This window comes from Sphingopyxis sp. DBS4, from assembly GCF_024628865.1.
GTDB lineage: Bacteria > Pseudomonadota > Alphaproteobacteria > Sphingomonadales > Sphingomonadaceae > Sphingopyxis.
This window is the reverse complement of sequence record NZ_CP102384.1, coordinates 2,001,636-2,028,204: the sequence shown is the minus strand read 5'-3', so window position 1 is coordinate 2,028,204 and position 26,569 is coordinate 2,001,636. Positions and strand designations below refer to the sequence as shown.

Below are 26,569 nucleotides of genomic sequence, written 5' to 3'. Positions count from 1 at the left end.
CCACGCCTCGCGAGCCACAAGTGCGCATCGGTCGGGACATGATGCGTCATATTGATAAATCTCGCGAATTTGACGCCTCGCCGCTGATGCGGCGTCGACGGCAGTTGATCCTGACCGCATCGCTGTTCGGCCTCGCCTGGACGAGCGTTGCGGCCGCTCAACAGGCCGACGTCGCGCCCCCTGCGGTCGTGCCCACGGTGGCGCAGCAAGCGCCCGATGCAGAGCCGCTGCCCGATATCGCCGCGCCGACCCCGCCGCCGCCCGAGGCGCAATTGCCCGAGGTCGCGCCGATCATCCCCGACGAGGAGTTCAAGTCCGCGATTCCGCCGATCAGCGCCGAGGACGACCCCGAGCTCGACAAGCCGCTCGAATCGATCGCGGAGTTCGAGCGTCGGCAGGCCGAGGCGGCGAAAGCGAAGGCGGCCGGAACGCCGGCCGAAACCGCCGCTGGCGATGTGCCGCAGGTGGACGGCGCGCCGGTGCCGGCGCTGGCGGACGGCGATAGCGTCGAAGCCATCGGCGATGCACCGATCAGCGATGCCGAACTCGCCGCGCCGCTGCCGCCGCTCGATAGTTTCGACGTCACGCCGGTCGAGTTCGCCGAGCCCGAGGACAAGAACGAGACGCGGACGATCCACTATGCGGTAAAGGTCAACGGCCTCGCCGCAGCCGACGATGGCACCGATGCCGATCTCGCCGACCTGTTCGACGATCTGTCGGCGCTCCACGACGGCGATGGCAAGGCCGACAATTTTGCGATGCTCCGCGCGCGCCTCAGCGCCGATTCCGAGCTGATGTCGCGCATCCTCGCCTCCGAAGGCTATTATGACGCCGTCGTCGAAACGCGCATCGATCGCGGCGAAGCCGAGGCGGGGGCCAATGGCGCGGCGGCCCGCAATCGGTCGATCACCGCGGTCATCGATGTCAAGCCCGGCGTGCGCTATACTTTCTCCGACATCGTCATCGACGCGAAGCCGACGATTCCGCCGGGACTGATCCACGACAATTTCCCGCTCGTGATCGGCGAACCGATCGTTGCACAGCGCGTGCAGGGCGCCGAAGCGGCGATCGCGCTCAAGCTGCCGCAGGAAGGCTATCCTTTCGCCAAGATCGGGCAGCGCGATATCCTGCTCGACGGCGATACGGGGAAGGGGCTTTATACGCTCCCCGTCGACATCGGCGCGCGCGGGTGCTTCGGCGGGATCGAGGCGGTTGGGAAGCTGGCCTTCGACGCCGACCATGTGGACATTCTTGCGCGCTTCAAGCGCGGCGACCTCTACGACAGCCGCAAGGTCGATGATCTGCGGCAGGCGCTCGTCGCGACCGGCCTGTTCGCGACCGTGGCGGTCGAGCCGCAGCCGACGGGCGAGAGCGCGGGCGACGACAGCGAATATGTGACCATGCTCGTCACCCAGCAGGCAGGCCCGCCGCGCACGATCGCGGCGAATGCGGGCTATGGCACCGGGCAGGGAATCCGCCTGGAGGGAAGCTGGACGCACCGCAACTTCTTCCCGCCCGAAGGCGCGCTGATCGGCCGGGCCGTGGCCGGGACGAAGGAGCAGTCGTTGGGCGTGACGATGCGCCGCTCCAACGCCGGGCGCCGCGACCGGACTTTCGAGCTGATCACCGAGGCGACGCGGAGCCGTTACAACGCCTTCAACGCGATCACCGGCCGCGTTGCGGCGCGCGTCAGCTATGACTCGACGCCGATCTGGCAGAAGAAGCTGACCTATGCCTTCGGTGCCGAGCTGATCGCGACGCGCGAGGATGATTATGACTTTGCGCTCGGGCAGCGCGTCAATGACTTTTACACGATCCTCGGGCTGAACGGGCAGGTCGGAATCGACCGCACCGACAATTTGCTCGATCCGACCAAGGGGTTCCGGCTGACGGCGCGGGTCGAGCCCGAGGGATCGCTCGCCGGCCGCTTTTCGCCCTATGCACGGACGCAGGTCGATGCCAGCGGCTATTATCCGGTGACCGATAGTATCGTGCTTGCCGGAAGGGTGCGCGTCGGCTCGATCGTCGGCGCGGCGCGCGAGCGGCTGGCGCCGTCGCGGCGCTTCTATGCCGGCGGCGGCGGGTCGGTGCGCGGCTTCGGCTATCAGGAGCTCGGGCCGAAGGATCCGAATAATGATCCAATCGGCGGGCGCAGCCTCAACGAGGCGGCGGTCGAGGCGCGCTATCGTTTCGGCAATTACGGCATCGTCGGCTTCCTCGATGCCGGGCAGGTCTACCGCGGATCGACCCCCGATTTCTCGGGCCTGCGTTACGGCGCGGGGATCGGCGGTCGCTTCTATACCAATTTCGGGCCGATGCGGCTCGACATCGCGACGCCGCTCGGCCGGCGCCCGGGCGAGGCGCGCGTCACCGTCTATGTCTCGATCGGCCAGGCCTTCTGATGGCGGAGGAAGCGGCCATCGCGACCGAAGGCGACAAGCCGGCGGGGCCATCGCTGGGGTTCCGGATCGCCAAGGGCGTCGGAATCGCGCTGCTCGGCCTGATCGCGCTGGTCGCGCTTTTCCTTGTCGGGCTCAACAGCGACGCCGGACGCCGCTTCGTCGCGACGCAGATCGAGAAATATGAGTTCGAGAACGGGATGAAGATCGGCATCGGCCGGCTCGATGGTTCCCTGTTCGGCGAGATGGTCGTGCGCAATTTCACGCTGTCCGATCCCAAGGGCGTGTTCGTGCGTTCGCCCGAACTCCGGATCGACTGGCGGCCCTTCGCTTTTCTGTCGAACCATGTCGACGTCCGTTCGGCGACCGCAAAGACATTGGTCGTCGAGAAATTGCCGACCTTCAAGCCGGTGCCCGATACCGGCGAGCCGTTGCTGCCCGACATCGACATTGATGTGCTAGGCCTGCACATCGACCGGCTGGTCTTCGAACCCGCGATCACCGGAGAGCGGCAGGTAGCGACGCTTAGCGGTTCGATCTCCATCGCCGACCGTCGGGCGCAGGTGAGGGCGTTGGCGAAGACGATCGGTAACGGGGCGAAGGGCGATCGACTGGCGATGCTGCTTGACGCGGTGCCCGACCGGAACCGGCTGGCGGTAAAGCTCAGTCTCTACGCGCCTCAGGGCGGCGTCCTCGCGGCGATGATGGGTGGGCTGAACGCGCCCCTGTCCGCGAAGCTCGACGGGCGCGGCGACTGGAAACGTTGGGACGGGGCGCTGACCGCCAATCTCGGCGCCGGGCCGCTCGCCGACCTTGCGCTCTCTGCGCGCGACGGCACGTTCGCGGTCAAGGGCACGACACAGGCATCGCGGCTGCTCGCCGAGGGGCCGGTTGCTTCGCTGCTGAGCCGCGAGACCGCGGTCGACGTCACCGCGCGGCTCGACAAGCGCAAGGCCGATCTCGATGGCCGTCTGTCGTCGGACGCTTTCCGCCTCGGCATCAGCGGCGGGGTCGATCTCGGTGAGAGTCGCTACGATGCGCTGAGCCTCGCTTTGGTGCTGCTGCGCCCCGATGCGCTCGCGCCGAATCTGCGCGGCAACGGCCTGCGCGCGACCGCGAAGCTCGACGGCGCCTTTGGCCTGCCGACGGTGGACTATCAGGCGAACGCCAATGCCCTCGCTTTCAACGACGTCATCGTCGAGACGCTGAGCCTTGCGGGCAAGGCGCGGGTCGATGCCGATCAGATTTATGTTCCCGTCGCTGGGCGGGTGGCGCGCATTCGCGGGCTCGATACCGTCGCCGGCGGGACGCTGGTGGAGGTGCGGCTCGATGGCGATCTCGCCTATAAGGACGGGCGCATCCTCAGCGACAATCTGCGCCTCCGCTCGCCGCGGATCGACGCGAAGGCGATCGTGATCGCCGATCTCAATAAGGGTTTCTACACCGGCGCGATCGACGGGCGGGTCAACGACTATCGCATCGAGAGCGTCGGCCTGTTCGACATCGATACCAATGCCGATTTGAAGACCGCGCCGCGCGGCGGGTTCGAGATCGTCGGCAAGGTGCGCGCGCGCTCGACACGGCTGTTCAATTCGGGGGTGCGCGATTTCTTGGGCGGCAATGCTGTCGCGAGCGGCGACGTTCGTTACGGGACCGACGGCATCGTCCGCTTCGCCAATCTGCGGCTCGCCGCGCCGCGCCTGCGCGTGACCGGCGGACAGGGCAGCTATGCCCCCAACGGACAGATCCAACTCGCGGCGCGCGCGCATTCGACCGACTATGGCCCGGTCGGCGTCCAGCTTGCCGGGACGATCAGCGATCCGCGCGCGGTGGTGACCGCCGACCGGCCGGGGCTGGGCATCGGGCTCGCCAATCTGGTTGCGAAGATCAACGGCGCACCGAACGGCTATCGCCTCGCGGCGACGGGAGACACCGACTATGGGCCGTTGTCGGCCGACGTCGTGCTGCTGACCGCGGCAGGGCCGATGACGATCGACATCGAACGCGGCGACCTGTCGGGGATCGGCTTCCACGGCCGGCTGGTGAAGAGCGCTGCCGGGCCGTTCGAGGGTCGGCTCGACGCGTCGGGGCAGGGACTTGGCGGTCTCGTCCGGCTGAGCGGCCAAGGTCCATATCAGGCGGCGGCGATCAACGTGCGCGCGAACAATGTCGTGCTGCCCGGCGCGGCGAAGCTCGCGGTCGGGTCGGCGATCGTCGACGCCGACGTCGTCCTCTACGATCAGCCGCGCGTCGTCGCCGATATCCAGATCGCCGATACGCAAATCCGGACCTACGACATCGCGGTCGGGCGGGTGAAGATCGATTATCGCGACGGGCGCGGCCATGCGCAGGCGCTGGTCGAGGGGACGAGCGGTGTGCCGTTCCGCATCGCCGCCAACGCCGACCTGCAGCCTGACCTCTGGCGGGCATCGGTGCAGGGACGCGCGACGGGGATCAATTTCCGCACCGTCTCGCCGGCGCGGATCATCCCGCACAAGGACGAGTATGAACTGCTGCCGACGACGATCGACCTCGGCCGCGGCAGCAGCGCGCGGCTCGCCGGGCGGTTCGGCGAGGGGATCATGGTCCAGAGCCGGCTCGATCGCGCGAATATGGCGATCGTCAACGCTGTCTATCCGGGGCTCGGACTCGGCGGGCGCGCGACGGGCAGCGTCGATTTCGCGCAGGCGAACGCCGATGCCTTTCCGCGCGCCGACGCGCGGCTGACGATCACCGACTTTACGCGCACCACCGCGGCGACGGTCAGCCAGCCGGTCGACATCAATTTCTCGGGCAAGCTGCTGAGCGACGGCGGCGAGGCGCGGGCGGTGATCCGCAAGCGCGGCAGCGTGATCGGGCGGCTGCAGGCCTCGCTCCGTCCGCTGGGGCCGAACGCGGGCGACTGGACGACGCGGCTGCGCGCCGCGCCGCTGAGCGGCGGGCTGCGCTACAACGGCCCCGCCGACACGCTCTATTCCTTCGCTGGACCTGCCGGGCAGGGGGTTTCGGGACCGATCGCGGTGGCCGCCGATTTCAGCTGCCGGGTCGACGATCCGTGCCTCAATGGCGTGATCCGGGGCAATGGCATGACCTATGAGAATCAGGCCTATGGCACGCGGCTGACCAACATGGTCGTGGACGGGCGCTTCAGCGGTAACCGGCTGGAGATCGAAAAGCTCACCGCGACAGCGGGCGACGGCAGCATCGATGCGAAGGGCTATGTCAGCCTGTCGCAGGCCGACGGTTATCCGATGAACCTCAGTGCGACGCTCGACAATGCGCGGCTCGCGCGGAGCGATAATATCGCGGCGCGCGCGACGGGCACGCTGACGCTCGAAAAGGTCGCGGGGCAGACCGCGCTTTTGTCGGGCGATCTCAAGCTGCCCGAGACGCGTTATCGCATCGTGCGCGAGGGCGCGGCCGCCGTGCCGGTCCTCACGGGGGTGCGGCGCAAGCCGCCGACGGGGCGGCGGCGGATCAGCGGCGACGGACTCGCGGCGGTCGGCGGCAGCCTGTTCGACCTGATCCGTCTCGACATCCGTTTGCGCGCGGGCGACGAAATCTATGTCACCGGCATGGGGCTCGAGTCCGAATGGCAGGCCGACATTCAGCTGAAGGGCACGACCATCGAGCCGCGCGTGACCGGTCAGGTCGAGCTGGTGCGCGGAACGCTGGGTTTTGCAGGACGGTCGTTCGATCTGGAGGAAGGGAAAGTGACCTTCCCGACCGGCGATGCCTATGACCCGGCGCTGCAACTGGTGGCGAGCGATACCTTCGACAATGTGACGGTGTCGGTGAATGTGTCGGGCCGCGCGAGCAATCCGCAGGTGACCTTCTCGAGCGTGCCGGGACTGCCGCAGGACGAGATCGTCTCGCGCATCCTGTTCGGCGATTCGATCACCTCGCTGTCGCCGCTTCAGGCGGTGCAACTCGCATCGTCGCTCAACACGCTGAGCAGCGGCGGCGGGGGTCTGAACCCGCTCGGTGCGCTGCAGTCGGCGGCGGGAATCGACCGGCTGCGCGTTCTCGGCCCCGACGATACGACGGGTCGCGGCACCGCGCTGGCTGCGGGGCAATATATCACCAAGGACATTTATCTGGAGGTGATCACCGACGCGCGCGGCTATACCGCGACCCAGCTTGAGATCAGCCTGACGCGCGCGCTGTCGCTGCTCAGCCAGGCGGGCGGATCGGGCCAGACCAATGTCAGCATCCGTTATCGCAAGGATTATTGATGCGCCGCGCCGCTCTCCTGCTGCCGTTGCTGCTTGCTGCCTGTCACCAGGAGCCCGACTTCGACGATCGTTACGACAAGGCGGCGAAGGAGATCGAGGCGCGCGCGAAGGCGATGGACGCCGACATCGCCGAGACGGAGAGGGCCGCGGCGGCCACGTCGCAGCCAAAAGCCTTGCCAGCATCCGCGAAGCCGTCTAACCCGCCCCCGTCATCTGGGGAGTAGCCAGCCGTCCGATCCGGACGGGCCGCCGCGTCAACATACTCGGTCGAGAGGCCGTGGTGCGGTGGGAACGGGAAATCGTTCGGGCGAGACCAATGGCATCGAACCTTCCGTCCGGGCCGGGCGGCAAGGCGCGATGTCCGTTGGAATTCGCCTGCCGCCCGGCCCCGGAGTTTTGCCATGGAAGCCATCCTTACCTCGACCGCCGTCGTCGCGCTCGCCGAGATCGGCGACAAGACGCAGCTGCTCGCGATCCTGCTCGCGACGCGCTTCAACCGGCCCGTTCCCATCATTCTCGGCATATTGGCGGCGACGATCGCCAATCATGCGCTCGCGGCGCTGCTCGGCGCGTCGGCGGCCGCCTTTCTCGACAGTCCGGTCTTTCGTTATGCGATCGGCATCTCGTTCGTGGCGATGGCGGCGTGGACGCTGGTCCCCGACAAGTTCGAGGATGACGAGGCGCCGAAGCCGCGTTTCGGGGCGTTCGTGACGACGCTGATCGCCTTCTTCCTCGTCGAGATGGGCGACAAGACGCAGGTTGCGACGATCGCGCTCGGCGCGCAATATCATAATGTCCTTGCGGTCACGACCGGCACCACGCTGGGGATGATGATCGCGAATGTTCCGGCGATCTTCCTCGGCAATGAGCTATTGAAGCGGGTCGACCTCAAGAAGGTGCGGATGGTCGCGGCGGCGCTGTTCCTCGTCATCGGCCTGTGGGTGCTCGTGCAGGCGGCCGGCCTGTTCGCTTGATCCGGCTTGCCACCTGTCACGCCCGACAGCTAGCTCCTTCCCGTCGCCCGCCGCATAGGCGGGGGCAAGGAGAGCGAGATGCGCGATGACGGGACACGGCTGAAATGAACGGGCTCGATCTGCCGCACAGCGTCGAGCGCGACATGCTCGCGGCGAGCATCCAGCGCCTGCTTGCCGACAATCCGCGTCCGGGCTGGCGCGATCTGGCCGATGCGATCGGACTCGCCGGGCTGACCGTGCCCGAAGCCGCGGGCGGTTTCGGCGGCGGCGCGATCGAGGTCGCGGTGGCGATGGCCGAGCTTGGCCCCGCGCTCGCGGGCGCCGACTGGCTGTCGCACGCCGCCGCCGCGATGCTGATCGCGCGGGCCGATCCTGGTCATGAGGCGTTGCCCGAGCTTGCGGCGGGCGCGCGGCGCGCAGCCATCATCTGCTCCGCATCGTGCGCCGCCATGCCCGATGTCGCGCTCGGCGCGGTCCATGGGGTCGCGCGGCTCGTTGCCGGGGCGGCCGAGGCCGACCTGTTCCTTGTTGCCGACCGCGACGGCATCGTCCTGCTTGCGGCCGGCCAGGGCAAGGTCGAGCAGCGCCACCGGATCATGCACGACGGCAGCGTCACCGCCGACCTCGGCTTCACCGCGCCCGCCGCCGATGGCGCGTTGCTGGCGGCGGGACCGGAGGCCACCGGTCTTGCCGAATGGATATCCGACTTGATGCTCGCGGCCCGCTGCGCCGAAGCGGTGGGGCTGATGCAGCGCATGGTCGCGGACAGCATCGACTATCTGGGGCAGCGGCGGCAGTTCGGGGCGCCGATCGGGTCGTTTCAGGCGCTGCGCCATCGCGCTGCCGACATGCAGCTCGCGCTGATGAAGGCGGCCGCGCTCGCAGAACTCGCGGTGCTTGCCGTCGATGCGGGCGGCGCCGATCGCGCGCGCGCGGTCAGCGCCGCCTGCGTCGAGGTCGCCGATGCGGTTCGCATCGTCGGCGAAGGTGCGGTGCAGATCCACGGCGCAATGGGGCTGACCGAGGAGCTGAGCCTGGGCGCCTGTTTCAAGCGCGCGCTGTCGATCGCGGCGGCATTCGGGTCGCGCGCCGATCATCTGGCGCGCTATGCCGAAGCGGCGGCCTGATCATCCCAGCATCAGCCGTGCGATCAGGTCGCGCTGGATTTCGTTTGAGCCCGCATAAATGCTCGCCGCGCGGTCGTTCAGATAGCGCGGCACCGCGACGGCAAGCTCGGCGGGGGTCTGGCCGTCGGCGTCGGCCCATGCGGCCGGCCCCGCGATCTGACAGGCGAGCGTGTCGATGCGCTGTGCGGTTTCGGTTCCCAATATCTTGAGCACCGATGCGTAAAGCGCGGGGCTTCCGCCGAGGCCGCGCATCGCCTTGATTTCGAGCGCCTGCAGGGCCGCGAGGCCGATCGCTTCGCGGTCGAGTTCGGCGCGGAGCACGGGACCGATGCCGTCCTCGGCGCGCAGCCGTTCGAGCCGCCCGATCAGTCCCGGCGCATATTTTCCGCCGCGCTCGAAGGTCAGCAGATGCTTGGCGACCGACCAGCCCTCATTCTCGCCGCCGAGCCGGTTCGCCTGCGGCACGCGCACATCGTCGAAGAAGACCTGGTTGAACTCATGATCGCCCGCGAGGGTGCGGATCGGCTCGACCGTGACGCCGGGAGTCGCCATGTCGAGCAGCAGGAAGCTGATTCCTGCCTGCGGCTTGCCCTCGGTCGAGGTGCGGACGAGCGCGAACATGCGGTTCGCGAAATGCGCGTGGGTGGTCCAGATCTTGGACCCGTTCAGCACATAATCATCGCCGTCGGACACGGCGCGAAGCTGAAGCGAGGCGAGATCGGAGCCCGCGCCGGGTTCGGAAAAACCCTGGCACCAATAATCCTCGCCCGACAGGATGCGCGGCAGATAATGCGCTCGCTGTTCCGGCGTGCCATAATGCATGATCACCGGTGCGACCATCTTGAGCCCCATCGGCGCGAGCCCCGGTGCGCCCGCCGCGGCGCATTCGGCGGCGAAGACATAGCGCTGGATTTCGCTCCAGCCGGGGCCGCCGAACTCCGCCGGCCAGTCGGGCGCCGCCCAGCCGCGCGTGTTCAGGATGCGTTGCCACGGCAGCGTGACGGCGGGATCGATGAAGACGCTCGTCGCGCGGCTCGCGGCGCGGCGAAGGTCGTCGGGAAGTTCCTCGGCGAGGAAAGCGCGCACCTGGGCGCGGAAATCGGCGAGGCCGGGATCGATCAGGGCGTCGGTCAGCATGTCCATGCGCCCGGCTTACAGGCGCTCGCCTTGCCGGGCCAAGCTGGCACCTGCATCAGGCGGCGCGCGCGCCGACGAAGCCGAGGCCCGCGGCGATCTGGATCGATTGCGCCCGCCCGGTCGCGCCGAGCTTCGCCGCGGCGTTGCGGAGGTGGAAGCGCACCGTCGAGACCGACAGCGACAAGATGATCCCGATCTCGCCATCGGTCTTGCCCGCAGCGGCCCAGCGCAGGCACTGGACTTCGCGCCGCGTCAGCGTTTGCGGTACGGTTGCGTTGCGCGGTCGTCCGCGCGCTTCATTGTGCGTCGCGACCAGTTTGACCGCGAGATTGTGGAGGCGGCCTGCATGGCCCGCGAACAGTGCTTCGACCCCGACGGGCTCGCGCGAGCACCAGAAGACTGCGCCGACGAGACCGCGCGGCAGATGCACCGGCGCGATGATCGCTTCGCCGAAATTGGGCGTATTCTTCGCCTGCTCGCAATCGACCGCGTCGAGCAGCCCGGTCGGGCGCCAGGTGTGGAGGCTGCCGTCGCTGTAATAAAAGGGTTCGGCGACGAGCCGCGCCGCGGTCAGGAAAGCGATGTGGAGCGCGAGCTTGCGGTCGCGCCAATAGGCGTGGGCTGGATCGATCCAGCGAAAGCTCGTCTCGGCATAGGGACGGCCTTCGGCGTCGGCCATCGGTTCGGGATCGCCGAGATCGGCTTGCGCCGCAATGAAGGGAAGGCCGATCGCGTCGCCCGCCGCCTGAACCTCGGCGATCAGCGCGGGCATTTCTGCCCAGCAAAGCGTCTGGCTGTCGGTCACGCGTCCCATTCCATCCCTATCCTGACACAGGTGCCAGCTTGTTTGCCGGCCCGCAATCCGGTCCTCTGCCACTGTCCGGCTTCGCGCGACGCTCGCACAGAGACGAGCTCCGCGACAAGCTGTTTGAGGGAGGATGGACGATGAAGGCAATGCGTATTTTTCTGCTCGCGGGAACCGCGGCGGGCCTGGTCGGGACGATGCCGGCTTTTGCTGCCGAGGCGGAGGCTGATCAGGCGGCGGCGCCGGTCGAGGGGGACATCATCGTCACCGCGCAGCGCCGCGCCGAATCGATCAACGACGTCGGCATGGCGATTCAGGCCGTCGACAGCGAAACGCTGGAAAATCTGCGCGTCACCGATGTACGCGACCTGACCGCCGTGGCGCCGAGCTTCGCCGTGTCGCAAAGCTATCAGGGGGTGCCGACCTATACGCTGCGCGGCATCGGCTTCAACACGATCAACCTGTCCGCAACCTCGACCGTCGGCACCTATGTCGACGAGGTCGCTTACGCCTATCCGATCATGAACACCGGGCCGATCATGGATCTGGAGCGCGTCGAGGTGCTGAAGGGGCCGCAAGGCACCCTCTATGGCCGCAACACGACGGCGGGGCTCATCAACTTCATCACTGCCAAGCCGACCGATCATTTCGATGCCGGGGTCAGCGCCGAACTGGGCAATTACCAGACCTATAATTTCGCCGGCCATATCTCCGGCCCGCTCGGCGAAGGCGTTTCCGCGCGCCTCGCGATCCGCAGCGAGAACAGCGACAAGGGCTGGCAGGTAAGCAATTCGCGCCCCGACGAGCGTCTCGGCAAGGTCGACAAGCTCGGCATCCGCGGCTCGCTTGCCGTCGAACCCGGCACCGGCACCCACATCGACCTGTCGGTGACCTGGTGGCGGAACAAGTCGGACACCGTCGCCGGGCAGGGGATCGGCTTCACGCCGGCGACCAATCCCGTGACGGGCACCAGCGCGTCGCACTTCTTCAATGTCCCGGGGCTTGCCGACTATATCGCGGGCAATTTCCCGACTAAGGCCAGCCAGGCCGACTGGGCGCCCGAAGCCGCTCGTTCGGCCGATATCGGACGCGGGGCCGGACTGCCCGGCGACCTGGCCGAGAATAATCGCTTCTGGGGCCTGAAGCTGCGCCTCGATCAGGACGTTACCGATACGGTGAAGTTCGTCAGCCTGACCAGCTACAATGATTTTCGGCGCAAGGCGCTGTCCGACTGGAGCGGCGCGCCGTTCGAGGTTCTGCTGCAGAAAGCCGACGGTCGCATCAAGAGCTTCGCGCAGGAGATTCATTTCGAGGGCGAGAGCGGTGCCGTCAACTGGCTGGTCGGCGGCTATTATGGGCATGACAAGATCGTCGACAGCAACCGCACGCTGCTCGGCGAAAATGCGAACGCGCGCTTCATCCGCGCGGCGCCCTATCTCGTCGTGCCCGGCGTCAATCTGCTCGAAACGCCGTTCAATTCCGGCGGTTATACGGCCGCCGACATGGCGACGGCGTTCCGCACCTATGAAGACATCGGCACGATGAACACGAAGACGTGGAGCCTTTTCGGAAACGCCGACGCCGAACTGACCGAGCAGCTCAAGCTGACCGTCGGCCTTCGCTATACCGAGGACAAGCAGGACTATGTCGGCTGCTCGCGCGACTATAAGGGCAGCATGTTGCCGAACGTCAACGTCGTGAACCGCTTCCTCTTCTCGGCGGGCGGCACGCTGCCGATCCCGGCGCCCATCGTCGAGGGGCAGTGCAACACCTATGACGATGTGACGAACAGCTTCGGCCCGGTGGTCTCCACGCTCGACGAGAACAACCTCGCCTGGCGGGTCGTGCTAGACTGGTCGCCGAACGACGATACGCTCGTCTATGCGTCGGTGTCCCGAGGCTATAAATCGGGAACCTCGCCGGTCAACGCGGCGAGCAAGGCGCGCCAGAACGCGCCGGTCACGCAGGAAAAGCTGACCGCCTATGAAGTGGGGCTGAAGGCGACGCTGGCCGATCGCCTGCTGCAGGCGAATCTGGCGGCCTTCTACTATGATTATAAGGACAAGCAGATCAGCACCTATTTCGCCGATCCGATCTATACGGCGCTGGCGCGGCTCGACAATGTGCCGAAGTCGAAGGCCTATGGTGTCGAAGGCGAATTGACGCTGCGTCCGGCCCAGGGCGTGACGCTTTCCGCCAACGGTCTGTGGCTGAAGACCCGCGTGATCGACTATGTCGGCACCAATGCAGCCGGCCAGCCGCAGAATTTCGACGGCGCCGAATTCATCTACAGCCCGCATTTCCAGGGCAGCATCGTTGCCGCCTATGATACGCCGGTGAGCGATACGCTGAACGTCAATGGCGCGGTCAGCCTGCGCTATCAGAGCAAGTCGAACACGATCTTCGAGGACGATCCGCTGTACAAGATCGACTCCTTCGCCGTCGTGAACGCCAGCCTTGGCCTCAAGTCAGAGGCCGGATGGTCGCTGTCGCTGTGGTCGAAGAATCTGTTCAACAAATATTATTGGTCGTCGGTCGCCAGCAACGCCAACGTCGTCGTTCGTTTCGCCAACCAGCCGCGAACCTTCGGCCTGACGCTGGGTTACGATTTCTAAGACCGATACGCGAAGGGCGCAGGCAGACATGCAGGACAATTATCTGGGCACGATAATCGATTTTGCCTCTCCCGCCGGGGAATCGGCCCTGCTTGCGCCCGACAGCGTCCAGTGGCGCGTCTACAAGAACCCGATCGCGCTCGGTATCGGCGGCATCGCGGCGGTGCTGCTCGAATTCGCCGAGCCGCGCATCCGCTCGGGGGTGTGGGATCATTCGACTTACAAGGTCGATCCGATCGGCCGGTCGCGTCGCACCGGGCTCGTCGCGATGCTCGCCTGTTACGGCCCGGCAAGCGTCGCGAAGGAGGTGATCGGCAAGGTCAATCGCCTGCACGGGCCGGTGAAGGGCAAGACTCCCGCGGGCGAATCCTATCGCGCGCTCGACCCGGTGCTCCTCGACTGGGTCGCGGCGACGGCCTCCTATGGCTTTCTGATGGCCTATGATCGTTTCGTCCATCCGCTCGGCGATGCCGACAAGGATCGCTTCATGCGCGACGGCGATGCGATCGGGCGCGAGTTCGGCGCGCGGCATTCGCCGGCGTCGGTCGCCGGGTTCATGGAGATGATGGCGGTGCTCGAACCGCGGTTCGAGGCGCATCCGATCATCTTCGAGTTTCTCGATATCATCCAGTCGGGCCGCGCTGCGCCCGGGACGCCGCGTTTCCTGCATCGTGCGATCGCGCGGGCATCGGTATCGCTGCTCCCCGATACCCTCCGCGGCCGGCTCGACCTGGGGCCGAAATATGACCTGACGCGCGCTGACAGGCTGATGCTGCGCGCGGCGGGCAAATTGGCCGACCGCTTCGCCAGCCGGACGTCGGCGCCATGTCAGGCGAGCCTGCGCCTCGGGCTTCCTGCTGATTTTCTCTACCGCTCGCAGGCTGAGCAGCGGCGGTTGCTGGAACGGCGATCGGACATATTGGCGACGGCATAATGCCATTGTCGTCATCCCGGCGCAGGCCGCAATCTCGCCGGTGCGTCATATCGATGGGGTGAGATCCCGGCCTGCGCCGGGATGACGGGGACATGGATTACGATGCGTGATCGCTATTCCGCTTCGGTGCTGAGCCCCAATTCGGGAATGCCGATCGACCGCCGCCCACCGAAGTCCGATCGCACGACGATCGCGCCCTGCTTTTCCATATAGTCGACGAGCCTCCGGATGCGGCCCGGTGAGCGCGTGCCATAGGCGCGGCCGAGCGCGTCGTCGTCGGGGCAGGGACTGCCCTCGATCGCGGCGCGCGCGATCTGCACGAAGGGCGCGAGCATGTCGTCGGGGAGCCGGTCGGCAGCGGCCAGCAATTCGCGCCACTTGTCCTCGGCGGGGTCGAAGATGCCGCCCTTTGCCAGCGCGAACCGTTTGCGAAACTGCGCGAGATCGAGCGGAACACGGCCGAGCTTCTGCATCCGGCAGCGCACCGAGAAATCCTGATAGAGAAAGGATTCGGGGTGAAAGGCGCAGTCGGGGTCGGCGAGCATGTCTTCGAGCGCGGCGACGATTGCCGGTTCGGCATCGGGCACGTCGGCTTCGGGGAATAACGTCGGTGCTGCTACGGGCGCATCGTCGTCGGCATCCTGCTCGGCGAAGCGCTGGATCAGTTCCTGCGCGGCGACCGGTTTTGGCGCGGGCGCTGGCGTCGGGAGCGGCTGCGTTTCCAGTTCGGCGAACAGCATTGTCCACATATCGTGCGGCTCGGCGCTCGGCAGCGGCAGCAGGCCATGCGTCCCGGCGCGCGTTGCGGTCTGGGTCGAGCCGATCTTGACCGCGACCGGACGCCGCGAAATCGCCGGGCCGAGCCCCAGGAAATGACCACGTTCGAGGTCGCGGATCGCCTCGGCCTGGCGCCGCTCCATGCCGAGCAGATCGGCGGCGCGCGCCATGTCGATGTCGAGGAAGGTACGGCCCATCAGGAAATTGCTCGCCTCGGCGGCGACGTTCTTGGCGAGCTTGGCAAGGCGCTGGGTTGCGATCGCGCCCGCGAGACCGCGCTTGCGGCCGCGGCACATCAGGTTCGTCATCGCCGACAGGCTCGCCCGGCGAACGGTGTCGGAGACGTCACCCGACGCGCTCGGTGCGAACATCTGCGCTTCGTCGACGACCACCAGCGCTGGAAACCAATGCTCGCGCGGCGCATCGAACAGGGCATTGAGGAACACCGCGGCGCAACTCATCTGCGCCTCGATATCGAGCGTGTCGAGCGCGACGATCACCGAGGCGCGATGCTCGCGGATGCGCGCGCCCATCGCGGCGATCTCGCGCTCGCTGTAATCGCCCGCGTTGACGACGATGTGGTTGTAGCGGTCGGCGAGGGTGACGAAATCGCCCTCGGGGTCGATCACCACCTGCTGGACGAGTCCTGCGCTTTCCTCGAGCAGGCGGCGCAGCAGGTGCGACTTGCCCGACCCCGAATTGCCCTGGACGAGCAGGCGCGTCGCAAGCAGTTCCTGCACATTGACGTGAACGGCGCTGCCCCGGTCGTCGGTTCCGATTTCGATGCTGCTGTTCACCGCGCGTGCCCTATCGGGCGGCCGCGCGCTTGACAACCGGTCAGCCTGTCCGAAGGCTGGAAATAGGAGAGTGCCGGCGATGACGAGGGACAGGATAGCGCTGATCGAGGCCGGCGGGACGAAATTCGTCGTCGGGATCGCTGGGCGCGATCGCACGATTGCGGCGCGCACGCGCATAGCGACGACGAATCCCGCCGAGACCATCGGCGCGGCAATCGACTGGCTGCGCGCGCAGGGCGGCGATTATGCGGCGGTCGGCATCGCGTCCTTCGGCCCGCTCGACCTCGATCCGGCGTCGCCAATCTGGGGACATATCACGCAAACGACCAAAGCCGGCTGGAGCGAGGCGGCGATGGCGGCGCCTTTCGCGCGAGCGCTGGGTTGTCCGGTCGCGATCGATACCGATGTCAACGGCGCCGCTCTCGCCGAATATCGCTGGGGCGCGGGGCAGGGATGCCGGTCGGCGCTCTATCTGACCGTCGGAACCGGAATCGGCGGCGGCGCGGTGGTCGGCGGGCGGCTGATCCACGGCGCCTCGCACCCCGAGATGGGGCATATCGCGATGCCGCGGTACCCGGACGATAGGGATTTCGGCGGCATCTGCCCGTTTCACGGCGATTGCCTCGAAGGACTGGCGAGCGGTCCGGCGATCGCGGCGCGGTGGGGGGCGTCGCTTTCGGACCTGCCTGCCGAACATGGGGCGCACGCGATTATCGCCTGGTATCTGGCGCGGGCGATCATGAGCTTTCAGGCGATTCTCGCGCCCGATCGCATCATTCTAGGCGGCGGCGTGATGGAAACGCCTGGGCTGCTCGATCGGGTGCGCAGCGAAGCGGCTGCGGCGGGAGGCTATTTCGCGGGCGATCCCGAAGCGATGATCGTGGCGCCTGTGCTCGGTGGCGATGCGGGGCTGCTCGGTGCGTTGGCGCTGACCGAGGTCGAAGGGAATCTGCACGCAGCCGACGGTTAGCCGAGCTTTTCCATATCCTGCACGCGATTGATGTTGACGATTGCATTGCTTTCGATCGCCCGCGCCGCGATCGCTTCGGCCCAGGCTCGCATCGCTCGCGGGCGGCCATTTTCCAGCCAGGTGACAAGGCGCTCGGCGTCGGCGCTCGGCCAGATGCCGATCACCGGGCAGGAAAGGACGAACGCTGCGCCGTCCGATCGGCAGAGCCGGTCGAGCAACCCCTCGGGAAGATGCGGCGTATCGCAGGGCAACGAAACGAGCCGTGCAAATCCCCGGTCGCGCGCCGCCGCCAGCGCGCCCGCCAACCCGCCGAGCGGGCCCAGCCCGGTGCGCGGGCGATCGGGCACGCTTTCTGCGGTCGCATGGGCGTGACCCGAAACGAAGACGGCGCCGCAAACCGGGGCGAGCGCCGCAATCGACCAGTCGATCAGCTTGCGCCCCGCATATATTTCCTCCGCCTTGTCACGGCCGAAGCGCGACGAGGCACCGCCCGCAAGGACGACGCCGGCGGTGGAGGCGGCGGCCGTCAATCGATCGTCCGCGCCAGTTCGTGGTTGAGCCACAGCGCGACGAGCGTCCCGATCGCGCCCGACAGCAGATAGGCGCCCGCCGCGATCAGCCCGAACTGGCTCGACAGCCACAGCGCGACCATCGGCGCAAAGCCCGCCCCGAACAGCCAAGCGAGATCGGAGGTGAGCGCCGATCCGGTATAGCGATGGCGCGGGTCGAAGTTCGACGACAGCGCCCCGGACGACTGGCCGAAGGAGAAGCCGAGCAGGATGAAGCCGAGGATCATGAAGGCCGCTTCGCCGGCCTCGCCCGCGCCGAGAAGCTGCGGCGCGAAGCCGCTGAAGGCGGCGATCGCGGCGGCAGTGACGCCCAGCAATGTGCGGCGCCCGACGCGGTCGGCGAGATAGCCCGAGGCGATGATCGCGAACACGCCGATTGCGGCCGCGACCGCCTCGATCATCAGAAAGCGCACCGGCGTCTCTTCGGTGAACAGAAACACCCACGACAGCGGGAAAACCGTCACCATGTGAAAGAGGGCGAAGCTCGCGAGCGGAGCGAAGGCACCCATCGCGATGATCCGCCATTCGGAGCGCAGCGTTTCGAGCAGTCTCGCGGGTTCGAGGTCGCGATCCTCGAATAGTGCGGCATATTCGGGGGTGACGACGATGCGCAGCCGCGCGAAGAGCGCGACGACATTGATCGCGAAGGCGACGAAGAAGGGATAGCGCCAGCCCCAGTCGAGAAAATCCTGCGCCGGCAGCGCCGCGATCAGGAACATGAAGAGCAGGCTGGCGACGATGAGGCCAAGCGGCGCGCCGAGTTGCGGGATCATCGCATACCAGCCGCGTTTCCCCTCCGGCGCGTTGATCGCGAGCAGCGATGCGAGCCCGTCCCACGAGCCACCGAGCGCCACGCCCTGACCCATGCGGAAGAGCGCGAGGAGCAGCGCGGCGCCGATGCCCGCGGTCTCGTAGCTCGGGACGAAGGCGATCGCGGCGGTCGAACCGCCGAGCAGGAATAGCGCGATCGTCAGCTTGGCGCCGCGGCCATAGACGCGGTCGATCCATGAAAAGATCATCGTTCCCACGGGCCGCGCAAGAAAGGCGAGCGCGAAGATCGCGAACGACCACAGCGTGCCGGTGAGCGGATCGAGGTGCGGGAAGACCAGTTTCGGGAACACCAGCACCGAGGCGATGGCGAACACGAAAAAGTCGAAAAATTCCGACGTTCGCCCTATGATGACCCCGATCGCGATTTCGGCAGGAGAAATGCGATGGTCGTCTTCGTAGAGCGCGCGGGCATCGCGTTCGGCCTGGGTGGTGGACGGCGCGGTTTCGGCAGACATAAGATGCGTCCTGCTACTGGCGCCGGTCCGGAGCGGACTTTGCGGCGCGAGTCGATCATAGGGCAAAAGCGCCCTTCATGAAATTGCCCCTGCGCGATCCGCGGCGATCGCGGGATTGGACAAAATGTCCTATGTGCACTGCAGCAAAGGAGGCCTAGGCGCGCATCATGCCAAGCAATCTCCCCCGTTTTCCCGCTCGCTTGCGGCTTTTGCCGCTGCTCGCCGCGCTGCCTTTGCTGTCGGGTTGCGGGCTGATCGTGCTCGATCCCGCGGGCGACGTCGCGCGCCAGCAGGGCGATCTGATCATCATCTCGACCGTGCTGATGCTGCTGATCATCGTGCCCGTGATGGCGCTGACGGTGTTTTTCGCGTGGCGCTATCGCGCGGCGAACAGGGAGGCGACATACAAGCCCGACTGGGATCATTCGACCCAGCTCGAACTCGTCATCTGGTCGGCGCCGTTGCTCATCATCATCTGCCTCGGCGCGGTGACGTGGGTCGCGACGCACCTGCTCGACCCCTATCGTCCGCTCGCGCGCACCGGGCCGGGGCAGGCGATCGCCGCCCATGTGAAGCCGCTCGACGTCAATGTCGTCGCGCTCGATTGGAAGTGGCTGTTCATCTACCCCGAACAGGGCATTGCGACGGTGAACGAGCTTGCGGTGCCGGTGAACCGGCCGATCCGCTTTCGTATTTCGGCCTCGTCGGTGATGAACAGCTTTTACGTTCCGGCGCTCGCGGGCCAGATTTACGCGATGCCGGGGATGGAGACCAAGCTGCACGGCGTGTTCGACAAGACCGGCACGTTCGACGGCTTTTCGGCCAATTATTCGGGCTGGGGCTTTTCCGACATGCGCTTCAAAGTGAAGAGCCTGCCCGCGCCCGCGTTCGACCAATGGGTCGCCGATGCGAAGGCGTCGGGCGAGGGCGACCTCGGCCGCGCTGCTTATCTGAAGCTCGAGAAGCCGAGCCAGAAGGAGCCGGTGCGCCGCTTCGCCACAATCGATCCCCAGCTTTTCGACGCGGTGGTCAACATGTGCGTCGAACCGGGCAAGATGTGCATGCACGACATGATGGCGATCGATGCGAAGGGTGGCGCGGGGATCGCCGGCATCCAGAACATCCGTTCGGTCACCTATGACAAATTCGCCGCGCGCGGAACCGGCGGCCTCGCGAACTGGAGCGTCCGCTATGTCGCGGCGCTGTGCAGCCAGCAGATGCACTCGGCCGACCGTCCCGATGCGAAGCCGGTGAACCCGGCGCCGCTGAAGGGCGAAGGCCTGCCCCATCCCAATCAGGCACCCGAGCGCACTGCGCTGAACGCCGTTCCCCGCCAGACAAGCTGAAGGCAGCCTTCGTGATCACCCCGCAACCCGCCCCCGCAACCGGCCCTTTCCTCGGCAAGCTGTCGCTCGACGCGCTGCCGCTGCACGAGCCGATCCTGGTCGTCACCTTCATCGCCGTCGCGATCGGCGGCATCGCAGTGCTGGCCGCGATCACCAAATATCGCCTGTGGGGCTGGCTGTGGCGCGACTGGCTGACCACCGTCGATCACAAGCGGATCGGGATCATGTACATGATCCTGGGCCTCATCATGTTCCTGCGCGGCTTTTCGGACGCGATCATGATGCGGCTGCAGCAGGCGATGGCGTTCGGCGGGTCCGAAGGTTATCTGCCGCCGCACCATTATGACCAGATCTTCACCGCGCACGGCGTGATCATGATCTTCTTCGTCGCGATGCCGTTTATCACCGGCCTGATGAACTATATCGTGCCGCTCCAGATCGGCGCGCGCGACGTCAGCTTTCCGTTCCTCAACAATTTCAGCTTCTGGATGACGGTGTCGGGCGCGGCGCTGACGATGATCTCGCTGTTCGTCGGCGAATATGCCCAGACCGGCTGGCTCGCCTATCCGCCCTTGTCGGGAATCGCCTACAGTCCCAATGTCGGCGTCGACTATTATATCTGGGGGCTTCAGATAGCCGGCGTCGGCACCACCCTGTCGGGCATCAACCTGATCGTGACGATCCTGAAACTCCGCGCGCCGGGCATGGGCCTGATGAAGATGCCGGTGTTCACCTGGACGTCGCTTTGCGCGAACATCCTGATCGTCGCCAGCTTCCCGATCCTGACCGCGACGCTGACCCTGCTGGCGCTCGATCGCTATGCGGGCACCAATTTCTTCACCAACGACCTCGGCGGCTCGCCGATGATGTATGTGAACCTGATCTGGATCTGGGGGCACCCGGAGGTCTATATCCTCGTGCTGCCGCTGTTCGGCGTCTATTCGGAAGTCACCTCGACCTTCTCGGGCAAGAAGCTCTTCGGCTATACCTCGATGGTCTATGCGACGATCTGCATCACCATCTTGTCCTATATCGTCTGGCTGCACCACTTCTTCACCATGGGGTCGGGGGCCAGCGTCAACAGCTTCTTCGGCATCACGACGATGGTGATCTCAATCCCGACGGGGGCGAAGCTCTTCAACTGGCTTTTCACCATGTATCGCGGCCGCATCCGCTTCGAACTGCCGATGATGTGGACGGTCGCCTTCATGCTGACCTTCGTCATCGGCGGGATGACCGGAGTGCTGCTCGCGGTGCCGCCCGCCGACTTCGTGCTCCACAACTCGCTGTTCCTGATCGCGCATTTCCACAATGTCATCATCGGCGGCGTGTTGTTCGGCTTGTTCGCAGCGATCAATTACTGGTGGCCCAAGGCGTTCGGGTTCAAGCTCGACGTCTTCTGGGGCAAGATCAGCTTCTGGTGCTGGGTGGTCGGCTTCTGGATGGCCTTCATGCCGCTCTATATCCTCGGCCTGATGGGGGTGACGCGGCGGATGCGCGTGTTCGACGACCCGAGCCTGCAAATCTGGTTCGTGATCGCCGCCATCGGCGCCGCGGTGATCGCGGTGGGTATCGCGGCGATGCTGATCCAGTTCGGTGTCAGCATCTGGCGGCGCAAGGAGCTCGTCGACGAAAGCGGCGATCCGTGGGGCGGCCGCACGCTCGAATGGGCGACCAGTTCGCCGCCGCCCGACTATAATTTCGCCTTCACCCCGGTAATCCATTCGCTCGACGCGTGGCACGACATGAAGAAGCGCGGGCATCAGCGCCCGGTAGACGGCTTTCGCGATATCCACATGCCGAGCAATACGGGCACCGGCTTCATCCTCGCGTCGTTCAGCCTGGTGATGGGATTCGCGCTGGTCTGGCACATCTGGTGGCTGGTGATCGCCAGCTTCGCCGCGACGATCGCCTATGCGATCTTCCACACCTTCAACTACAAGCGCGATTTCGACATTCCGGCGGCCACCGTCGCGGCGGTCGAGGGCGTGCGGACCCGCCACCTTGCGGCCGGAGCCTGATGCGATGAGCGCCCCCACAATAACCGCGGACTCCATCACCGCAACTGCCGACGAGCCGGTCCAGTTCTACGACCTCGACGAGCACGCGCATCCCGAAGGGCACAGCACGATGCTGGGCTTCTGGATCTATCTGATGAGCGACTGCCTCATCTTCGCGATCCTGTTCGCCTGCTTTGCGGTGCTCGGCGGCAGCTATGCCGCGGGGCCGGCGCCGAAGGACCTGTTCGAGCTGCCGCTCGTCGCGCTCAACACCGCGATGCTGCTCTTCTCGTCGATAGCCTATGGTTTTGCGGTGCTCCAGATGCAGCAGGGCAAGGTCAAGGGCACCCAGCTCTGGCTCGCGATCACCGGCCTGTTCGGGCTCGCCTTCCTGGGGATCGAGCTCTACGAATTCCACCATCTGATCGAGATCGGCGCGACGCCGCAGCGCAGCGCCTTCCTGTCGAGCTTCTTCACGCTCGTCGGCACGCACGGGCTGCACGTCACCTTCGGCACTCTCTGGCTGGTGGTGCTGATGGTCCAGCTCGGCAAACATGGGCTGATCGCCGCGAACAAGCGCCGCGTGATGTGCCTGTCGATGTTCTGGCACTTCCTCGACGTCGTCTGGATCGGCGTCTTCACCATTGTCTATCTGATGGGAGTGCTGCGATGAGCGATCCCCACCACGCCGCGGACGGCGCCCACGAGATCGAGATGCCGCACGCATCGATGCGCGATTATCTCATCGGCTTTATCCTGTCGGTGATCCTGACCGCGATTCCTTTCTGGCTGGTGATGGAACGGCCGCTGTCGGACGGCGCGACCGCGGCGGTGATCATGGTATTCGCCGCGGTGCAGATCGTCGTCCACATGGTCTTCTTCCTCCATATGTCGCCAAAGGCCGAGGGCGGCTGGTCGATCACCTCGCTGACCTTCACGATCATCATCGTCGTGATCATGCTCGCGGGCTCGCTGTGGGTGATGCACCATCTCAACACCAACATGATGCCGTCGCCGCACGACATGAGCCAGCTTCCTTGAGGCGCGGCATCGCCGTCGCGGCGCTGATCGCCGTGGCGGCGGGTTTCGCCGCGCTCGGCGTCTGGCAACTCGAGCGGCGCGTCTGGAAGCATGAGCTGGTCGCCGCGGTCGACGCGCGCATCCATGCAGCGCCGGTCGCGGCGCCGGGGACGGATGCGTGGCCGCGCATCGGCGCGAAGGACGACGCCTATCGCCGCGTGACCGCGCGCGGGCATTTCCGCCACGACCGCGAAACGCTGGTGCAGGCGGTGACGGCACGCGGCGCGGGCTATTGGGTGCTGACGCCGCTGGAGACGCCGCACTTCACTCTGCTCGTCAATCGCGGTTTCGTGCCGAAGGGGCGACGCGATCCCGGCACGCGCGCAGCGGGGAATAGCGCCAGTGACGTGACGGTGACCGGTTTGCTGCGTGTGACTGAGCCCAAGGGAGCGTTTTTGCGGTCGAACGATCCGGCGGCGAACCGCTGGTATTCGCGCGATGTCGCGGCGATTGCGAAGGCACGGGGGCTGGGCTGGACGGCGCCCTATTTCGTCGACGCCGACGCTACGCCCAACCCCGGCGGCTATCCGGTCGGCGGGCTAACCGTCGTGCGCTTTCCCGACAATCATATGGTCTATGCGCTGACCTGGTTCGCGCTTTGTGCATTGAGCCTCTTTTTCGCGGGACGGCTGTGGCGTATCCGGGATTGATGACCGAACCCGCGATCCCGCCAGTCGATGCGCCCGCCGAGGCGAATGCCGGGCGGCGGAACATGGCGCTGCTGATCCAGCTCCGCTGGCTCGCGGTGGGGGGACAGCTTGCGACGATCGCCATCGTCACCGGCCCGATGCATATCCACCTGCCGCTTGCGCCGCTGGTGGCGGCGATCGCGGTGCTGGTTGCGATCAATGTCGCCAGTCTCGCGCTGCTGCGGCGCGGGCGCGCGGTGACCAATGCCGAGCTGACCGCGGCGCTGCTGTTCGACGTCGCGGCGCTCGGCTGGCAGCTTCATCACAGCGGCGGGCTCGCCAATCCCTTCGCCTCGCTGTTCCTGCTGCAGGTCGTGATCGGCGCGATCCTCCTGACGCCCGCCTCGTCGTGGGCGATCGTCGTCGCGGCGCTGGCGGCGATCGGCGTGCTTGCGGTCGAGCCGACCCCGCTGATCCTGCCGCCGCCCTATGCCGACGATCCGATGGCGCTCTACCTCAAGGGCAGTCTTGTCTGTTTCCTGCTGATCGCGGTGCTGCTCGTCGCGTTCGTGACGCGGATCAGCCGCAATCTGCGTGACCGCGACGCCGCGCTCGCCGCGAGCCGCCAGCGCGCGGCGGAGGAGGATCATATCGTCCGCATGGGGCTGCTCGCCTCGGGCGCGGCGCACGAACTCGGGACGCCGCTGTCGACCTTGTCGGTGCTGATCGGCGACTGGAAGAGCGCGCCGGACCTCACGGCGCAAAGCGAGCTTCAGGATGATCTTGCCGACATGGACGCGGCGGTGCGGCGCTGCAAGGCGATCGTCAGCGGCATCCTGATGTCGGCGGGGGAGGCGCGGGGGATCGCGCCCGAAATGACGACGATGCGGAGCTTCCTCGGCGATATCGTCGCCGACCACGCGGCCCGCTTCGCCGGGCGCATCGACCTCAGCGACCGTTTCGGCGCCGATGTCGCGATCGTGTCCGACCCCGCGCTGCGGCAGGTGATTGGCAATGTCATCGACAATGCCGCCGAAGTGTCGCCCGACTGGATCGGCATCACCGCCTCGCGCGACGGCGAGACCGTGGTGATCGAGATCGCCGATCATGGCCCGGGTTTCGCCGAAGCGATGCTCGACGGGTTCGGTCAGCCCTATCGCTCGACCAAGGGGCGGCCCGGCGGCGGGCTGGGGTTGTTCCTGCTCGTCAACGTGCTGCGCAAACTCGGCGGCTGGGCGAGCGCCGAGAATCGCGATGCCGGCGGCGCGGTGGTGCGGATCATGCTGCCGCTTGCGGCGGTCGCCGCCCGCGAAAGCGAGGGTGCATGAGCGACCGGCGGCAATTGCTGATCGTCGAGGACGACGACGTTTTCGCGCGGACGCTCAAGCGCTCGTTCGAGCGCCGCGGTTATGAGGTGCGCGTGGCATCGAGCCCCGACGAAGCCGAAACGCTGCTTGCCGGGTGGCGCCCGGGCTTCGCGGTGGTCGATCTCAAGCTCGGCAATGCGTCGGGGCTTGTCGCGGTCCAGACGCTGCGCGCCGCCGATCCGGCGATGCGGATCGTCGTGCTCACCGGCTTCGCGAGCATCGCGACGGCGGTCGAGGCGATCAAATTGGGCGCGTCTTATTATCTCGCCAAACCGTCGAACACCGACGATATCGAGGCGGCGTTCGATCGGTCGGAGGGGAATGTCGATGCCCCGCTCGACGCGCGGCCGTCGTCGATCAAGACCGTCGAGTGGGAGCATATCCACCAGACGCTGGTCGAGACCAATTTCAACATTTCGGAGGCCGCGCGGCGGCTGGGGATGCACCGGCGGACGCTCGCGCGGAAGCTCGAGAAGCGGCAGGTGAAATGATGCGCAGGCTCGCGCGTTTCGATCTCAACCTACTCCAGGTCTTCGACGCGATCCACGCGAAGGGCGGGGTGTCAGCGGCGGCGCGGCACCTCAACCTGTCGCAGCCCGCGATCAGCCATGCGCTCGCGAAGCTGCGCGATGCGTTCGGCGATCCGCTGTTCGTGCGGCAGGGCAACCGGCTGGTGCCGACCTCGGCCGCGCGCGCGATCGCCGGGCCGGTGCGCGAGGCGCTGCGCGGGCTCGACGCCGCGTTCGATGCCGCGACCGCCTTCGACCCGGCCGAGACGGCGCGCGAATTTCGCATCGGGGTGCGCCTGTCGGGCGAGATGCCGCGTTTCTCCGCGCTTGCGCTGCGCGTGCGGAGCGAGGCGCCGCGCGCGATGCTGGCGAGCGTGACCTTTCGCCGCCGCGATCTGGTGGTGGCGCTCGCGAACGGCGACCTCGACCTCGCGCTCGATGTCGCCTTGCCTTCCGACGACCGGCTCTGCCGCCATTATCTCGGCACCGAGCCGCCCGTCATCGTGGCGCGCAAGGGGCATCCGCGCGTCGATGGCGCGATCGACCTCGATACCTATCTGGCGCTCGACCATATCGTCGCCACCGCGCGGCCGCACGGGCCGGGGATGGAGGATATGGCGCTCGACCGCCTGGGCCTCGCGCGCCGCGTCGCGGTGCGGTGCCAGCACGCGATCACCGCGTGGCAGATCGTCGCCAAGTCCGATATGCTCTTTTCGCTGCCGCGTTCGCACGCCGAGGTTCTGGACGCGATGTGGCCGATGCAGCTTGTCGACATGCCGCTGCCGGTCGAGCAGGGGGGCAGCTATCTCTACTGGCACCAAGCGGCCGACGCCGACCCTGGCCTGCGCTGGCTGCGCGGGATTATCGCGGATGAATTGGGGAAGTCCGGATAAGTCTCCTTACATCGTCATCCCGGCGAAGGCCGGGATCTCGACTTTGCTTTGCAATGCACCGGCGAGATCTCGGCCTTCGCCGGGATGACGAAGGGTTATTATTCGAATGAATATCATATA

21 protein-coding genes are annotated in these 26,569 nt (G+C 66.6%); 16 read left to right on the top strand and 5 right to left on the bottom strand.

Annotated elements, in window-relative coordinates:
* Positions 1 to 86 precede the first annotated feature (86 nt).
* From NP825_RS09555 to NP825_RS09535, 5 genes are all read left to right on the top strand, one after another.
* A complete protein-coding gene (locus NP825_RS09555) occupies positions 87 to 2,402 on the top strand; it encodes an autotransporter assembly complex family protein (RefSeq protein WP_257550874.1) in 2,316 nt (771 codons plus the stop codon).
* Positions 2,402 to 6,634 carry a translocation/assembly module TamB domain-containing protein gene (locus NP825_RS09550; protein ID WP_257550871.1) on the top strand — a complete coding sequence of 1,411 codons (4,233 nt, stop codon included), beginning with the start codon at positions 2,402 to 2,404 and terminating at the stop codon, positions 6,632 to 6,634. Before NP825_RS09555 ends, NP825_RS09550 begins: the two co-directional genes overlap by 1 nt.
* On the top strand, positions 6,634 to 6,858 hold the full coding sequence (locus NP825_RS09545; RefSeq protein ID WP_257550869.1) for a hypothetical protein: 225 nt from the start codon (positions 6,634 to 6,636) through the stop codon (positions 6,856 to 6,858). Before NP825_RS09550 ends, NP825_RS09545 begins: the two co-directional genes overlap by 1 nt.
* Positions 6,859 to 7,035: 177 nt before the next feature.
* Positions 7,036 to 7,608 (top strand): TMEM165/GDT1 family protein, encoded by a 573-nt coding sequence (locus NP825_RS09540; protein WP_257550867.1) that lies wholly within the window; start codon positions 7,036 to 7,038, stop codon positions 7,606 to 7,608.
* A gap of 104 nt (positions 7,609 to 7,712) precedes the next feature.
* Positions 7,713 to 8,735 (top strand): acyl-CoA dehydrogenase family protein, encoded by a 1,023-nt coding sequence (locus NP825_RS09535; protein ID WP_257550865.1) that lies wholly within the window; start codon positions 7,713 to 7,715, stop codon positions 8,733 to 8,735.
* Here NP825_RS09535 and NP825_RS09530 read toward each other — a convergent pair whose 3' ends face one another.
* Both NP825_RS09530 and NP825_RS09525 read right to left on the bottom strand, forming a co-directional pair.
* A complete protein-coding gene (locus NP825_RS09530; RefSeq protein ID WP_257550863.1) occupies positions 8,736 to 9,872 on the bottom strand; it encodes an acyl-CoA dehydrogenase family protein in 1,137 nt (378 codons plus the stop codon).
* Between the two features lie 55 nt (positions 9,873 to 9,927).
* Positions 9,928 to 10,677, bottom strand: coding sequence for a helix-turn-helix transcriptional regulator (locus NP825_RS09525; RefSeq protein ID WP_257550861.1), 750 nt, complete (start codon positions 10,675 to 10,677; stop codon positions 9,928 to 9,930).
* A gap of 140 nt (positions 10,678 to 10,817) precedes the next feature.
* On the opposite strand from NP825_RS09525, the gene NP825_RS09520 reads away from it, so the two are divergent.
* Both NP825_RS09520 and NP825_RS09515 read left to right on the top strand, forming a co-directional pair.
* Positions 10,818 to 13,292, top strand: coding sequence for a TonB-dependent receptor (locus tag NP825_RS09520; protein ID WP_257550859.1), 2,475 nt, complete (start codon positions 10,818 to 10,820; stop codon positions 13,290 to 13,292).
* A 28-nt stretch (positions 13,293 to 13,320) separates the two neighbouring features.
* Complete coding sequence (locus tag NP825_RS09515; protein ID WP_257550857.1) at positions 13,321 to 14,226, top strand: oxygenase MpaB family protein; 906 nt, start codon at positions 13,321 to 13,323, stop codon at positions 14,224 to 14,226.
* Positions 14,227 to 14,339: 113 nt separating this feature from the next.
* On the opposite strand, the gene NP825_RS09510 is transcribed toward NP825_RS09515, so the two are convergent.
* A complete protein-coding gene (locus NP825_RS09510; RefSeq protein ID WP_257550855.1) occupies positions 14,340 to 15,800 on the bottom strand; it encodes an ATP-binding protein in 1,461 nt (486 codons plus the stop codon).
* A gap of 79 nt (positions 15,801 to 15,879) precedes the next feature.
* On the opposite strand from NP825_RS09510, the gene NP825_RS09505 reads away from it, so the two are divergent.
* Entirely contained in the window at positions 15,880 to 16,770 is an 891-nt protein-coding gene (locus NP825_RS09505; RefSeq protein ID WP_257550853.1) for an ROK family protein, read from the top strand.
* Here NP825_RS09505 and NP825_RS09500 read toward each other — a convergent pair.
* Together NP825_RS09500 and NP825_RS09495 are read right to left on the bottom strand one after the other, a co-directional pair.
* Positions 16,767 to 17,300 (bottom strand): molybdenum cofactor guanylyltransferase, encoded by a 534-nt coding sequence (locus NP825_RS09500; protein WP_257550851.1) that lies wholly within the window; start codon positions 17,298 to 17,300, stop codon positions 16,767 to 16,769. The genes NP825_RS09505 and NP825_RS09500 overlap by 4 nt on opposite strands.
* On the bottom strand, positions 17,297 to 18,625 hold the full coding sequence (locus NP825_RS09495; RefSeq protein ID WP_257550849.1) for an MFS transporter: 1,329 nt from the start codon (positions 18,623 to 18,625) through the stop codon (positions 17,297 to 17,299). The genes NP825_RS09500 and NP825_RS09495 overlap by 4 nt, the downstream gene beginning before the upstream one ends.
* 167 nt (positions 18,626 to 18,792) lie before the next feature.
* On the opposite strand from NP825_RS09495, the gene cyoA reads away from it, so the two are divergent.
* From cyoA to NP825_RS09455, 8 genes are read left to right on the top strand one after another with little or no spacing between them, the layout of a single operon-like run.
* Positions 18,793 to 19,971 (top strand): ubiquinol oxidase subunit II, encoded by a 1,179-nt coding sequence (gene cyoA / locus NP825_RS09490; RefSeq protein ID WP_257550846.1) that lies wholly within the window; start codon positions 18,793 to 18,795, stop codon positions 19,969 to 19,971.
* A 14-nt stretch (positions 19,972 to 19,985) separates the two neighbouring features.
* Positions 19,986 to 21,992 carry a cytochrome o ubiquinol oxidase subunit I gene (cyoB, locus tag NP825_RS09485; protein WP_257551367.1) on the top strand — a complete coding sequence of 669 codons (2,007 nt, stop codon included), beginning with the start codon at positions 19,986 to 19,988 and terminating at the stop codon, positions 21,990 to 21,992.
* 4 nt (positions 21,993 to 21,996) lie between these two features.
* The gene (cyoC, locus tag NP825_RS09480; protein WP_257550844.1) at positions 21,997 to 22,644 is read left to right on the top strand and encodes a cytochrome o ubiquinol oxidase subunit III; all 648 of its coding nucleotides are present in this window, start codon (positions 21,997 to 21,999) and stop codon (positions 22,642 to 22,644) included.
* Complete coding sequence (gene cyoD / locus NP825_RS09475; protein ID WP_257550842.1) at positions 22,641 to 23,012, top strand: cytochrome o ubiquinol oxidase subunit IV; 372 nt, start codon at positions 22,641 to 22,643, stop codon at positions 23,010 to 23,012. Before cyoC ends, cyoD begins: the two co-directional genes overlap by 4 nt.
* Complete coding sequence (locus NP825_RS09470) at positions 23,009 to 23,701, top strand: SURF1 family protein (protein WP_257550840.1); 693 nt, start codon at positions 23,009 to 23,011, stop codon at positions 23,699 to 23,701. Before cyoD ends, NP825_RS09470 begins: the two co-directional genes overlap by 4 nt.
* Positions 23,701 to 25,008, top strand: coding sequence for an ATP-binding protein (locus NP825_RS09465; protein ID WP_257550838.1), 1,308 nt, complete (start codon positions 23,701 to 23,703; stop codon positions 25,006 to 25,008). The genes NP825_RS09470 and NP825_RS09465 overlap by 1 nt, the downstream gene beginning before the upstream one ends.
* Complete coding sequence (locus NP825_RS09460) at positions 25,005 to 25,538, top strand: response regulator transcription factor (protein WP_257550836.1); 534 nt, start codon at positions 25,005 to 25,007, stop codon at positions 25,536 to 25,538. Before NP825_RS09465 ends, NP825_RS09460 begins: the two co-directional genes overlap by 4 nt.
* Positions 25,538 to 26,449, top strand: coding sequence for a LysR family transcriptional regulator (locus NP825_RS09455; RefSeq protein ID WP_257550834.1), 912 nt, complete (start codon positions 25,538 to 25,540; stop codon positions 26,447 to 26,449). Before NP825_RS09460 ends, NP825_RS09455 begins: the two co-directional genes overlap by 1 nt.
* Positions 26,450 to 26,569 lie beyond the last annotated feature (120 nt).

Excerpts from the sequence above, each read along its gene's own strand:
- NP825_RS09505 (WP_257550853.1), top strand. The coding sequence starts at position 15,880 with ATGACGAGGGACAGGATAGCGCTGATCGAGGCCGGCGGGACGAAATTC.
- NP825_RS09455 (WP_257550834.1), top strand. The coding sequence starts at position 25,538 with ATGCGCAGGCTCGCGCGTTTCGATCTCAACCTACTCCAGGTCTTCGAC.
- NP825_RS09495 (WP_257550849.1), bottom strand. The coding sequence starts at position 18,625 with ATGTCTGCCGAAACCGCGCCGTCCACCACCCAGGCCGAACGCGATGCC.
- NP825_RS09460 (WP_257550836.1), top strand. The coding sequence starts at position 25,005 with ATGAGCGACCGGCGGCAATTGCTGATCGTCGAGGACGACGACGTTTTC.
- cyoA (WP_257550846.1), top strand. The coding sequence starts at position 18,793 with ATGCCAAGCAATCTCCCCCGTTTTCCCGCTCGCTTGCGGCTTTTGCCG.
- NP825_RS09545 (WP_257550869.1), top strand. The coding sequence starts at position 6,634 with ATGCGCCGCGCCGCTCTCCTGCTGCCGTTGCTGCTTGCTGCCTGTCAC.
- cyoD (WP_257550842.1), top strand. The coding sequence starts at position 22,641 with ATGAGCGATCCCCACCACGCCGCGGACGGCGCCCACGAGATCGAGATG.
- NP825_RS09530 (WP_257550863.1), bottom strand. The coding sequence starts at position 9,872 with ATGCTGACCGACGCCCTGATCGATCCCGGCCTCGCCGATTTCCGCGCC.
- cyoC (WP_257550844.1), top strand. The coding sequence starts at position 21,997 with ATGAGCGCCCCCACAATAACCGCGGACTCCATCACCGCAACTGCCGAC.
- NP825_RS09555 (WP_257550874.1), top strand. The coding sequence starts at position 87 with ATGCGGCGTCGACGGCAGTTGATCCTGACCGCATCGCTGTTCGGCCTC.
- NP825_RS09550 (WP_257550871.1), top strand. The coding sequence starts at position 2,402 with ATGGCGGAGGAAGCGGCCATCGCGACCGAAGGCGACAAGCCGGCGGGG.
- NP825_RS09465 (WP_257550838.1), top strand. The coding sequence starts at position 23,701 with ATGACCGAACCCGCGATCCCGCCAGTCGATGCGCCCGCCGAGGCGAAT.
- NP825_RS09520 (WP_257550859.1), top strand. The coding sequence starts at position 10,818 with ATGAAGGCAATGCGTATTTTTCTGCTCGCGGGAACCGCGGCGGGCCTG.
- NP825_RS09515 (WP_257550857.1), top strand. The coding sequence starts at position 13,321 with ATGCAGGACAATTATCTGGGCACGATAATCGATTTTGCCTCTCCCGCC.
- NP825_RS09535 (WP_257550865.1), top strand. The coding sequence starts at position 7,713 with ATGAACGGGCTCGATCTGCCGCACAGCGTCGAGCGCGACATGCTCGCG.
- NP825_RS09540 (WP_257550867.1), top strand. The coding sequence starts at position 7,036 with ATGGAAGCCATCCTTACCTCGACCGCCGTCGTCGCGCTCGCCGAGATC.